The following is a 12075-nucleotide window of genomic DNA, read 5'->3' on the forward strand; positions in this document are numbered from 1 at the left end:
CGAACCTAGAGAACCACGCGCAAGCATTGACCGGCGTGATAGAGAGAAAAACCCATCTCGTAGGCGCAACTGCGCAGCCTGGCCGCGGGGACGGGCTTCATGTCACTGAACGGCAACGGCAATGTCGCTCGCTCGCCGCTCAGCAGGTAGTCGGCGAACGCCTTGCCCACTACCGTACCGGTGGTCACGCCGCGTCCGTTGTAGCCGGTCACCGCCAGCAAGCCTTGCGCAGGCTCGAACAGGCGCATCAGATGATCGGGGGTGAAGGCGATGCAACCCGTCCAGCTGTACTCCCAGTTGACCTGGCCCAGGTCGGGAAAGTAATGGCTCTGGATTCGATCGGCCCATTGCCGCAGGAACCAGGCGGGCTTGTTCGCGCCATTGCCGAGGCTTCCCAGTAACAGGCGGCCCTGGGCATCGCGACGGATGCTGCTGAGCACCGTCCTGGTGTCCCAGGAACCCTGGCCGTGAGGCAGGATGCGCTCGGCCGCGGCGCCGTGCAGCGGCGCCGAAGCCACCTGGTAGTAGTAGCCGGGAAAGAAGTGCCGCCTCAGGTTGGTCCACTCGCCCTCGGTATAGGCGTTGGAGGCGATCACCACCTGTTCCGCCAGTACCGCCCCCGCGCTACTGCGCACCGCCCACAGCGCGCCCTGCCGCTCCAGGGCGAGCACCGGCGAGCGCTGGTACAGTTGGCCGCCCCGCTGTACGACGGCGGTGGCCAGTCCGCGCGAATAGGCCATGGGATTGAGAGTGCCGGCGCGTCGGTCGAGCAACGCCGCGCTGATTCGCCGGGTGCCGCAGGCCTCGTGGCAAGCCGCGCCGGTCAGCAACTCCAGCGGAGCGCCGCGGCGCGTCCACTGCGCGTGACGGCGTTGCAGATCGGCCACGCCGCTGGCGTTGTGCGACATGTGCAGGGTGCCCTCGCGGCGCAACTGGCAATCGATGCCGAGGCGTTCGATGGTCTCCATCACCAGCGCCGGCGCCCGCCCCAGCACGGCGTTGAGCTTTTCTCCCTGCTCGGCGCCGAGGGTGGCGACCACCTCGTCCGGGGGAATCCAGGTGCCGGCGTTGATCAATCCGACATTACGTCCCGACCCGCCGTGGCCGACCTCGTACGCTTCCAGCACGCACACCGAACGGCCGGCCTCCAGCAGGTGGAGCGCCGCCGAAAGCCCGGTGAAACCGGCGCCGATCACACATACATCGGCGCGCTGCTCGCCGTTCAGGCTCGCCGCTCCGGACAGGCGAGGCGTAACCACTTCCCACAGACACCGTTGCTGCAAACCGCCCATGCGCGACTCCGCTGCCAGCCTCATTGCCATGCGGCGGGAGCCCGCCGCGCCCCGTTCAATCGAAGGTGATGCCCTGTGCCAGCGGCAGCTCGCGGGAATAGTTGACGGTGTTGGTCTGCCGTCGCATGTAGGCCTTCCAGGCGTCCGAGCCGGACTCGCGGCCGCCGCCGGTCTCTTTCTCGCCGCCGAACGCCCCGCCGATTTCCGCCCCGCTGGTGCCGATGTTGACGTTGGCGATCCCGCAGTCACTGCCCGCCGCGCCCTGGAACAGTTCCGCCTCGCGCAGGTCGGTGGTGAAGATGCACGACGACAGTCCCTGGGGAACCTCGTTGTTCAGGCGCAGGGCCTCGTCGAAATCGCGGTAGCCGACCACGTACAGGATCGGTGCGAAGGTCTCCGTGCGCACCACTTCGGTCTGTCCCGGCATCTCGACGATGGCCGGCGACACGTAGTAGGCATCCGGATAGCGCTCCTGCAATTGCCGCTCGCCGCCGAACACCCGCCCCCCCTGCTCGCGGGCTCGCGCCAGGGCGTCCTGCATGGCCAGGTAGCTGCGTTCGTCGATCAGCGGCCCGACCAGGTTGCCCTCCAGCGGATGACCGATACGGACCCTGGAATAGGCTGCCTTGAGGCGCTCGACTATCTCGTCCTTCACCGACTCATGGGCAATCAACCGGCGCAAGGTGGTGCAGCGCTGCCCGGCGGTGCCCACCGCGCCGAACAGGATGCCGCGCACCGCCAGGTCGAGGTCTGCGCTTGGCGCCAGGATCATCGCGTTGTTGCCGCCCAGTTCGAGGATGCAGCGAGCGAAACGCGCCGCCACCCGCGGCGCCACTTCGCGCCCCATGCGAGTGCTGCCGGTGGCGCTGACCAGGGCGACGCGACGGTCGTCCACCAGCGCTTCGCCGGCCTCGCGGTCGCCGATCAGCAATTGGCTCAGGTGCGCCGGCGCATCGCCGCCGAAGGCCCGCGCGGCACGCTCGAACAGTGCCTGGCAGGCCAGTGCGGTGAGGGGGGTCTTCTCCGAAGGCTTCCAGACCACGGAATTACCGCAGACCAGCGCCAGCGCGGTATTCCACGACCACACCGCGACTGGGAAGTTGAACGCGCTGATCACGCCTACCACGCCCAGCGGGTGCCAGGTCTCGCGCATGTGGTGGCCGGGACGCTCGGATGCGATGGTAAGACCGTACAACTGGCGCGAGAGGCCCACCGCGAAGTCGCAGATATCGATCATTTCCTGGACTTCGCCGAGGCCTTCCTGGGTGATCTTGCCCGCCTCCCAGGACACCAGTTCGCCGAGTTCGGCCTTGTGCCGACGCAATTCCTCGCCGAACAGCCGCACCAGTTCACCACGGCGCGGCGCCGGCACCTGGCGCCAGGCGCGGAACGCCTGTTCGGCGCGCTCGACCTTGGCGGCAACGGCGGCGCGCCCCTCCAGTCGCACCGCAGCCAGGCGACTGCCGTCGATGGGGGTATGCACGGCAAGCTCGCCATCGCGAAAGGCATTGGGGTCGAGGCCGAGACTGCGCAGCAATCCGTCGATCATGTGAGGTTCTCCTGGCTGTTCGTTTCCGCTCGTTTTAGTCGGTTTGCCCGGTAGCAACAAACGACCTTTATTCGCCACGTCATTCCGAGTTTTCATACTGGCTCCGAGCTGTCGCGATCCGCCGTGTTTCCCGTACCATGCACGCCTTCGCCGGCCAGCCCCCGCCTACCCGACATGGACAAGAAAAAGCTGTTGCGCCTGATCACGGAAAAGCTCGCCGCGGACCTGGAAGTCGCCGTCCGCGCCGCGCAGACCGCCCATGAGACGGCAACCCACGAAGAGAACGTCGCCGAGAACAAGTACGACACCCTCGGCCTGGAAGCGGCCTACCTGGCCGCCGGGCAGTCGCGCCGGGTCGAGGAGATCCGCCAGGCGCTGGGCCTGTACCGCAACCTGGTGCTGCGCGATTTCGACGAGGAACAGGGCATCCAGCTCACCGCGCTGGTCACCCTGCTGAACGCCGACGGCAGCCGGCGAACAGTGTTCCTCGGCCCCGAGGCGGCCGGGCTGAAGATCGATTGCGAAGGTCGCGAGGTGTTGGTCATCACGCCTCGCTCGCCACTGGGCCAGAGCCTGATCGGCAGGCACCCGGGCGACGAGACCGGGGCGAAGGACTCCCCCCTTGCGGTGGAAATCCTCGCCGTCGACTGAGGCTACTGCTGCGGCGCACCGCAGGCGCCGCAGAACTTCGCGCCCGCCGCGAGATCGGCGCTGCAGGCGATACAGCGCAGCGGCGCCAGGGCGCCGCCGCAGCCCTGGCAGAATCGTGCCGTCGCCGCATTCGCGGTGCGGCAGGCGCGACAGGCCATTCCCGCCGCGACTGGCGCCGGCGGATAGCCGCCCTGACCGCGGTGATGACCGCCGCCGTGATGACCACCGCCCTGCCCATGATGACGCCCACCCATCAACAACCGTTCGAAGAACCCCATGGCGCAACCCTCTCGTCTGGATCTGACGGCTCCCAGTGAAAAGGCTGTAGCCACTACAGGGTCAATGGCGCGGAAACATCGGGAAACTCAAGTCCGCTTCACCACAGCGGCAACGCGTAGCTGACGATCAGCCGGGTCTCGTCGATGTCGTTGCCGAAATCGCTGCGGAAGGTGCCGTTGCGCAACTTGATCCCCAGGTTCTTCAGCGGCCCCGATTGCACCAGGTAGGCGATATCGGTGTCCCGCTCCCATTCCTTGCCGCGCCCACCGCCGTCCAGAAGGTCGATGTGTTCGCCACGCAGGTAGCGGCTCATGAATGTCAGGCCGGGCAGGCCGATGGCGGCGAAGTCGTAGTCGTAGCGCAACTGCCAGGAGCGCTCGTCCTTGTTGGCGAAATCGCCGATCTGCACGAAGTTGACCAGATACGGATCGGTCCCGGCCAGGTAGGCGAAGCCGCTGTCGCCGGACATGCGCTGGTAGCCGAGGCCGAAGGCGTGGCCACCCAGGCGATAGGTGAACAGCGCATTCAGCGCGCGATTGTCGACGCGGCTGCCGCCCTCGTCGGTGGAACGCGCCCAGCGGATGTCGGACTTCAGCGACTGGTCATCGGTGAGCGGCAAGAGGTGCTGCACGCCGAGATAATGCTGGCGGTAGAAATCCTCCAGGTTGGCGTAGTGGTAGCTGCTGCTCAGGCGCTCGCTCCAGCGGTAGGTACCGCCGGCGAAGTCGAAGCGGTCGCTGCCGGGGTGCCGGCCCGCCAGTACGTTGCGCTTGTTGCCGCGGGTGATGCCGAGGTCTTCGGCGTTGGTCGAGTCGCGCTGCTTGACCTGGCGCAACTGGCCAAACTGCAGCGCCAGCCCGTCGATCTCGTTCACTTCCAGCAGTCCACCCTGGAAGGTTTGCGGGTGCAGGCGCGTGTCGTTGAACTGCACCACCGGCAGCCTGGGCATCAGGCTGCCGATCTTCAGCGTACTGTGCGAGACCCGTAGCTTGGCGGTCAGGCCCAGGCTGGAATAGTCGTGGGCGGCGCGCCGGTCGCTCGTCGAATACGGCAACAGACCACTACCGGATCGCTCTGGCGAGGAGTCCAGCCTGACGCCCAGCAGGCCCAGCGCATCGATGCCCAGACCGAAGAGCCCCTCGGTGTAGCCGGACTCGTAGCGCAACAGGAAACCCTGCGCCCACTCCTCCGAATAGGACTGGCTGGCGCCGGGCTGGCGATAGTCGCGATTGAAATAGAAATTGCGCAGTTCGAGGCCGGCCTTGCCGTCGGCGAAAAACTCCGCCTGGGCGAACGACGGCAGCAACGCCAGCCCCGCGGCCAGCATCGGAACGGGAAGAATTTTCATTGTTGTTGTCTCTTCGTCGTCAGTGGATAGACACGGCGCCGCGGCCACTCCCTGCCGCGACCGCCGTGGCGGAGCGGATCAGACCCCGGCGAGCATGCCCTCCAGGCGTTGACGCACCAGTTGGCGCGCCTGCTCGACGATGTCCCTGAGCAACTCGGCGCAGGCCGGTTCGTCGTCGATCAGGCCCTGGACCATGCCGGCCGACCAGATCCCCAGGTCGGTATCGCCCTGCTGGTACACCTGGCGACCGCGCTGGCCGCTGACCAGCGCGGCGATATCGGCGTAGCCGGCGCCGCCGCGTGCCTCGATCGCCAGTACTTCCTGGCTGATCGCGTTGCGCGCCACCCGCGCGGTATTGCGCAGGGAACGCATGATCAGGTCGGTGGAACGCTCGTCGGCCGCACGGATCGCCGCCTTCACCGCAGGGTGTATCGGACATTCGCGAGTGGCCAGGAAGCGCGTGCCCATGTTGATCGCGTCGGCGCCCAGCGCCAGCGCCGCGACCAGGCCACGTCCATCGGCGAAACCGCCGGAGGCGATGATCGGCACGCGTAGCCGGTTGGCCGCGGCCGGCAGCAACACCAGGCCGGGGATGTCGTCCTCGCCCGGGTGGCCGGCACACTCGAAGCCGTCGATGGAGACGGCGTCCACGCCCAGTCGCTCGGCCTTGAGCGCATGGCGCACGGCGGTGCACTTGTGGATCACCTTGACGCCGTGTCGACGGAATTCGGCGATGTGCTCGCCGGGGTCGTTGCCGGCGGTTTCGACGACGCGGATTCCCGTCTCGATGATGGCTGCGCGATATTCGGCATAGGGCACCGGCTTCTGCGTCGGCAGCAAGGTCAGGTTGACCCCGAACGGCCGATCGGTCAGCTCGCGGCAGCGGGCAATCTCCGCAGCCAGTGCCTCCGGGCTCGGCTGGGTCAACGCCGACAGCGTCGCCAGGCCACCGGCGTTGGCCACCGCCGCAGCCATCTCGGCACGGCCGACCCACTGCATGCCGCCCTGCATGATCGGGTGTTCGACGCCGAAGGTCTCGGTGAAACGGGTCCTGAACACGCCCATGGATTGCCTCCTCGGTCAGATCGGGTCCCAGGAGAACACGTCCGGGCTGCGCGCCAGGTCCATGAAGCTGCCGCGCAACGCCGGCATGCCGTGCTCGGCGATGCTCTGCGGGGTCCAGCCGTGCTCGCTATGCACACTGCGCAGCGGCCGGCTCTGGCTCATCAGGAAGAGTTCGTGGTGACGCGCGGCGAACACCTGGCCGGTGACCTCGCGGGCGGCGTCGGACGCCAGGTAGACGGCCAGCGGCGCGTTCTTCTCGGGGGTCATGCGCTGCAGCTTGTCGACGCGGGCCTTCTGCTCCGGGGTTGCGGCCGGGATCGAGTCGGTCATCCGGCTCCAGGCGAACGGCGCGATGCAATTCGAACGCACGTTGTAGCGCTGCATGTCGAGGGCGATGGATTTGCTCAAGGCGACGATGCCCAGCTTGGCCGCGGAATAATTGGCCTGGCCGAAGTTGCCGATCAGCCCGGAAGTGCTGGTCATGTGTACGAAGGCGCCGGCCTGCTGGGTACGGAAGCGTTCGGCGGCGGCCCGGCTGACGAAGAAGCTGCCGTTGAGATGGACATTGATCACCGACAGCCAGTCGTCGGCGCTCATCTTGTGGAAGATCGCATCGCGCAGGATGCCAGCGTTGTTCACCACGATATCCAGACGCCCGAAACCGTCCATGGCGCATTCGACGATACGCCGCGCGCTGTCCCAGTCGGCGACGCTGTCGGTGTTGATCAGACCTTCGCCGCCTCGCTGGCGGATCAGGCCAAGGGTCTCTTCGGCCGGCGAGGCCGACCCGCCCTCGCCCTGTAGCGATACGCCGATATCGTTGATCACCACCCGTGCCCCGGAATCGGCCAGGGCCAGGGCGATCTCGCGGCCGATGCCGCCGCCCGCGCCGGTAACGATCGCGACCTTGCCTTCATTGAGTCTGCTGCTCATGGGTAATCCTCTTCGTCCCGTGGATGTCGTTCGGTTGCGCTCAGCCCGGCAGGCCGAGGACGCTCTTGGCCAGGATGTTGCGCTGGATTTCGTTGCTGCCGCCGTAGATGGTGGTCGGCCGCGACTGGATGAAGATCCCCGCCGGATGCAACTCGGGGTCTTCGGCGAAGGGCTGCAGCAGGGCCGAATCCTCCCCGGCGACCTCCAGGCCCAGCTCGCTGATGCGCTGGAACAGTTCGGACTGGAAGATCTTCAGCATGGATACCTCCGGGCCGAGGCTCTCCCCACGCCGCAGGCGTTCGGCGAAACGCTCGTAGAGCGCCTTGTGGCTGTCCAGGTCCATGCTCAGCGCGGCGAAGCGGCGCACGAACAGAGGGTCGTGCCACAGTCCCAGGTGCCGGGCCAGGCGCTCCAGGCGCTGGAGAGCGAAGGTGGACTGCTTGGGCGAACCGAGGAAGATCCGCTCGAAACCGAGCAGCGCCTTGGCCATGCTCCAACCCTGGTTGATTCCGCCGACCAGGCTGTCGTAGGGCACCCGCACGTCGTTGAAAAACACTTCGCAGAACTCGCCGTGCAGCTCCAGGTTGAGGATCGGCCGCACCTCGATGCCCGGGCTGTCCATCGGCACCAGCAGGAAGCTGATGCCGTGCTGCGCCTTGGCGCTGCGCTCGGTGCGGACCAGCAGGAAGATCCAGTTGGCCTCCGAGCCCATGGTGGTCCAGGTCTTCTGTCCGTTGATCACCCACTCGCCGTTTTCCAGGCGCGCCTCGGTGCGCAGGCTGGCCAGGTCGGAGCCGGCGTTGGGCTCGCTGTAGCCCTGGCACCAGATGTCTTCGCCGCTGAGAATGCGCGGCAGGAAGCGCGCCCGTTGCGCCTCGTCGCCATAGCGGATCAACAATGGGCCGAGCATGGTCACGCCGCTGTCGGGCAGGCGCGCGCAGCCGTACTCCTCCATTTCCTCCATCATGATCAGTTGCTTGCCGGCGCTCAGCCCCATGCCGCCGTACTCCCTGGGCCAGCCGGGACACAGCCAGCCCTGGCGCGACAACAGCAGGTACCACTCGCGGGTTTCCTCGCGCCCCAGGCGACGGGGCGGATTGCGGATGCGCTGCGGATAGTTGGCGGCGATCCACTCACGGACCATCAGGCGAAAGGCGTTGTCATCGAGACTGTCGTAGTCGCTCATCTCAGTTTCCTCTGAATACGGGGGGACGCTTGGCGAGAAAGGCCGCCTTGCCCTCGGCGTGGTCGGCGCTGAGAAACAACTGGCTCTGCAACTCGCCCTCCCGCTCCAGCAATAGGTCAAGGCCCTCGGCGAGCAACGCCTTGGTCATCGCCAGGGGCAACGGCGCCTGCTGCTCCACCCGCCCGGCCAGCTCCAGCGCCATCGCCAAGGCGCCGCCAGCGGCGCAGAGGCGGTCCGCCAGGCCGATGCGCAGTGCCTCCTCGGCCTCTACCACCTGGCCGAACATCAGGATCTGCCGTGCCCGCCCCCAACCGATGCGCGCCGGCAAGGTATGCAACTGGCCGAGGTCGGCGAGCAGCCCGACCTTGCCGAAGCCGGCGGCGAAGCGGGCGCCGGCGCCGCAAACGATGCTGTCGCAGGCCAGCGCCACGGACAGCCCGGCCCCCACCGCCCAGCCCTCGACCGCGGCGATCAGCGGCTTGCCCATGCGCACCATCTGCCGCACCAGCCGCGCGTTGTCCTGCATTCGCGCCCTGCCGGCGGCCAACTCGGTCACCCGCATGTCGCCCAGGTCGCCGCCGGCGCAGAACACCTCTTCGCCACCGGTCAGCAGCACGCTGCGGATCGATGGGTCGCATTCGGCCGCCTCCAGGGCCCGCAGCAATTCCATGCGCAGCGCCGGCGACAGTGCGTTGCGCCGGGCCGGGTTGTCGAAGCGCAACAGGCGCACCGTGCCGCGCGTTTCCTGCAACAAACCGCTCATCAGGCCACCTCCCGCTGTAGCAGCGCGGCGTAGCGCGCCTTGTGGAACGCCAGCGAGCCGTGGGCATTGAGCAGTACCATGGCGCGGCGCAGGAACAGGCCGATGTCCGCCTCGTCGGTGTAGCCGATGCCGCCGTGCAACTGGATGGCCTGGCGGGTCACCAGCAGAGCCGCTTCCGAGGCCCGTACCCGTGCGCTGGAAACCTGCCGCTGGCGCTCGCTTTCCGACGCCCCGGCATCGATCGCGGCGGCGGCCTGCTCGACCATGGCGCGCGACAGTTCGATCTGGATCCTCAGGTCGACCATGCGGTGCTGCAGCGCCTGGAAACTACCGATCTCGCGGCCGAACTGGCGACGTACCTTGAGGTACTCCAGGGTTCGCTCGAAGGCGCCATCCATCAGTCCGACCAGATAGGCCGCGCAGGCCAGCGCTGCCTCGTCCAGAACCTGTTCCGTTACCTCGCCGGACAACCACCGTGCCGGCGCATCGCGGAAACGCAGGCGCGCCAGGTGAGCGCCATCCTGGGTCGCCTCGCAGAGCAGTTCCACGCCATCGGCATCGCGCTCGACCAGCGCCAGGCCCTGCTCGCAGGCCACCAGCCAGGCATCGGCGGCGCCAGCCAGATGTACGTGAGCGACTTCGCCGTGCAGCCGCCCTTGCTGCATACGAGGGCGCCGCCGCCCATCGCGGTAGGCGATGCCCGCCGGCAGGACCAGCCGCTCAGCGGCCAGCAACGCAACGCGCTCGTCTTCCGGCAGCAGCGGCGCCACCAGCCCGGCCTCGATCAGCGGCTCGGGCAGCAGGCCGCGCCCCAGCGCCTCCAGCAACGCCGCGTATTCGCTCATGCCCAGGCCGCTGCCGCCCAACGCTTCATCCAGGCGCAGCGCCGGCCAGCCCATGGCGCAGACCTCGCGCCAGGCCTGGCGGTCCACCCCGCTACCGGTGAAACGACCGCGGCGCACGCGGCTCAGGTCGCCGTCGCGCGGCACCAGCGAAGCCGCGCTGTCGCGGATCATCCGCAGACGCTGCTCGCGCTCGCCGGCCCACTCGTCTTGCTCACTCATCTGTTCGCCCTCCTGTCGATACGCCGACCGCCCGTCCGTCATCTGCACGGGCGGCGCCGGCTTGTCCGCGCGGAGCGACCGCGCAGGCCGTGGTCCGGACGCGCGACGGATGGCTCCGCTGCCGCGCCGCCGGAACTCCGCTACGGCTTAGCCGCGCGGTACCTGAAGCTGCCCGAGGCCATGGCGATGACCTCGCCGCCCTCGTTGCAGATTTCCGCCGTGCAGAAGCAGATCGTGCGGGTCCGCCGCACCACCCTGCCAACCGCACGAAGCTCGCCGCGGGCGCTACCCATGAAGTGGGTAGCCATGTCGATGGTCACCATCGAGCAGTCCGGCAGGCAGGCACGGATCGCCTGGGCCATGGCGGCGTCCAGCACCGACATCAACACCCCGCCATGGAACTGTTGCAGGTAGTTCATCAGTTCCGGGCGATGCCCCAGGCGCACCCGCGCCACCCCGTCGGCATCGGTCCAGCGCTCGAGGCCGATGAACTCCTGGAAGCTGGCGGGCCGCTGCTCCGCCGCTGGCTGTCGTGGAAAAGAACTCATGGATGTGCACTCCTGCCGCAGGATCAGGCCTTGGCCGCGCGCCGCTCGGCGGTATCCCCGGCACTGCCCGGCGCTTGCCGTCGGGAAGCGCTCTCGGCATCGCGGGACTCGCGGTTCGGGTCGTAGAGCCGGTCCGCAATGAACAGCGCCGGGATCAGCCCGGTGAGCACGTAGGTGATGCCCATCACCAGGAAACCCGCGCCGATCGACACGTGGGTGGCCAGCAGGCCGATGCCGGCGGGCGCCACCGCCGCGCCGATACGACCCAGGTTGTAGGCGGTGCCCACCGCCGAGCCGCGGACGCGGGTGGAGAAGCTCTCGGTCATGTAGGTGGCCAGCACCCCGACCGGAACGCCGTAGATGAAGCCGAAGGTGATGAGGATCCAGAGGATGTTGGAGGGCGAGTGGTAGAACACGATCAACGGCATGAAGGCGGCGCTGCCGATGGCCCCGGCGGCGAAGGTCAGGCGCCGGCCGAAGAGATCGGCGCAGACGCCGGCGGCGACCTTGCCGAGGATCATCGCGCTGTAGGTGCCGACCATGTAGCCGGTCATCGACTTGAAGTTCATCCCCAACTCGCTCTCCAGGTAGGACGGCATCCAGTTGTTGGTGCCGTAGTAGCCGAACAGCAGGAAGCAGGAGGTGAGGCTCCAGAGCAGGAACATGCCGCGCGTTTCCGGATCGCCCAGCATCCGTCCCAGCGGGCCGGCGCCGCCAGCCTCGGCGTGGCTCTGCGGAGCCGCGCCGGGACGCTGGCGCCCGGCCTGGGCCGCGAGCCAGGACGGCGACTCCGGCACCCAGGGCCGCAGGGCCAGGCAGACCAGCGCCGGCGCCACGGCGGTGAAGAACAAGGCGCGCCAGCCGAACTCGGGGATGATCTGCCCCGCCAGCAGGGTCGCCACCAGGTAGCCCACGGTCCAGCCGGCCTGCATGGCGGCGAGGATGGTGGTGCGGTACCTGGTTCCGACGCACTCGGACATCAGGATGTTGCAGGCGACGAACAGCGAGCCGAGGCCGAGCGAGGCGACGAAGCGGATCAGCGCGAACTGCCAGTAGTTCTGGGTCAGCCCCAGCAACGCGGTACCGATGGAGAACAGCACGATGGTCCAGGTCACCACTCGCACCCGGCCGAAGCGGTCGCAGCACCAGCCGCCATAGATGCCGCCGACGGCCATGCCGGCGAGAGTCAGGCTGCCGAGGGAGCCGGCTTCGAAGTTGCTCAGGCCGAATTCGGCCTTCAGGCTGTTGAGGCTGTAGGCCAGGAACATCAGGTCGACGCCGTCGGCGAGCAGGCCGAGGAAGCAGAAGACGAAGGCGATCAGCATGGTGCGCCGGGAAATGGCCGGCGCCGGGTTCGGGGAAAGCGCGGTTGCATTCATTATTCTTGTTCTCGCAAG

At 67.9% G+C, this 12075-nt stretch carries 12 protein-coding genes; 1 reads left to right on the forward strand and 11 read right to left on the reverse strand.

The annotated features are described in order from the left end of the window. Positions 1 to 5 precede the first annotated feature (5 nt). Both AT700_RS20200 and AT700_RS20205 read right to left on the reverse strand, forming a co-directional pair. Complete coding sequence (locus tag AT700_RS20200; RefSeq protein WP_023096923.1) at positions 6 to 1292, reverse strand: NAD(P)/FAD-dependent oxidoreductase; 1287 nt, start codon at positions 1290 to 1292, stop codon at positions 6 to 8. A 55-nt stretch (positions 1293 to 1347) separates the two neighbouring features. Beyond that, entirely contained in the window at positions 1348 to 2841 is a 1494-nt protein-coding gene (locus AT700_RS20205) for an aldehyde dehydrogenase family protein (protein ID WP_003086325.1), read from the reverse strand. Positions 2842 to 3015: 174 nt separating this feature from the next. Here AT700_RS20205 and AT700_RS20210 point away from each other — a divergent pair, with 174 nt between their 5' ends. Further along, a complete protein-coding gene (locus AT700_RS20210; RefSeq protein ID WP_003112531.1) occupies positions 3016 to 3492 on the forward strand; it encodes a GreA/GreB family elongation factor in 477 nt (158 codons plus the stop codon). Between the two features lie 2 nt (positions 3493 to 3494). Here the strand turns inward: AT700_RS20210 and AT700_RS30315 are convergent, their stop codons facing one another. From AT700_RS30315 to AT700_RS20250, 9 genes are all read right to left on the reverse strand, one after another. Further along, the gene (locus tag AT700_RS30315; RefSeq protein ID WP_010792073.1) at positions 3495 to 3770 is read right to left on the reverse strand and encodes a zinc ribbon domain-containing protein; all 276 of its coding nucleotides are present in this window, start codon (positions 3768 to 3770) and stop codon (positions 3495 to 3497) included. A 98-nt stretch (positions 3771 to 3868) separates the two neighbouring features. Next, entirely contained in the window at positions 3869 to 5119 is a 1251-nt protein-coding gene (locus AT700_RS20215) for an OprD family porin (RefSeq protein WP_003123192.1), read from the reverse strand. Between the two features lie 78 nt (positions 5120 to 5197). Further along, positions 5198 to 6184: an NADH:ubiquinone reductase gene (locus AT700_RS20220; RefSeq protein ID WP_004353331.1), complete on the reverse strand. Its 987-nt coding sequence runs from the start codon at positions 6182 to 6184 to the stop codon at positions 5198 to 5200. 15 nt (positions 6185 to 6199) lie between these two features. Continuing rightward, positions 6200 to 7117, reverse strand: coding sequence for an SDR family NAD(P)-dependent oxidoreductase (locus AT700_RS20225; protein WP_003123194.1), 918 nt, complete (start codon positions 7115 to 7117; stop codon positions 6200 to 6202). A 40-nt stretch (positions 7118 to 7157) separates the two neighbouring features. Then, positions 7158 to 8303, reverse strand: a complete 1146-nt coding sequence (locus tag AT700_RS20230) for an acyl-CoA dehydrogenase family protein (RefSeq protein ID WP_003123195.1) — start codon at positions 8301 to 8303, stop codon at positions 7158 to 7160. A 1-nt stretch (position 8304) separates the two neighbouring features. Further along, complete coding sequence (locus tag AT700_RS20235; RefSeq protein WP_003086299.1) at positions 8305 to 9066, reverse strand: enoyl-CoA hydratase/isomerase family protein; 762 nt, start codon at positions 9064 to 9066, stop codon at positions 8305 to 8307. Further along, entirely contained in the window at positions 9066 to 10130 is a 1065-nt protein-coding gene (locus tag AT700_RS20240) for an acyl-CoA dehydrogenase family protein (protein WP_023110296.1), read from the reverse strand. The genes AT700_RS20235 and AT700_RS20240 overlap by 1 nt, the downstream gene beginning before the upstream one ends. A 140-nt stretch (positions 10131 to 10270) precedes the next feature. After that, the gene (locus tag AT700_RS20245) at positions 10271 to 10678 is read right to left on the reverse strand and encodes a PaaI family thioesterase (RefSeq protein ID WP_023097915.1); all 408 of its coding nucleotides are present in this window, start codon (positions 10676 to 10678) and stop codon (positions 10271 to 10273) included. Between the two features lie 23 nt (positions 10679 to 10701). Next, entirely contained in the window at positions 10702 to 12057 is a 1356-nt protein-coding gene (locus tag AT700_RS20250; RefSeq protein WP_003158190.1) for an MFS transporter, read from the reverse strand. Positions 12058 to 12075 lie beyond the last annotated feature (18 nt).

This window comes from Pseudomonas aeruginosa (genome assembly GCF_001457615.1).
Lineage (GTDB): Bacteria > Pseudomonadota > Gammaproteobacteria > Pseudomonadales > Pseudomonadaceae > Pseudomonas > Pseudomonas aeruginosa.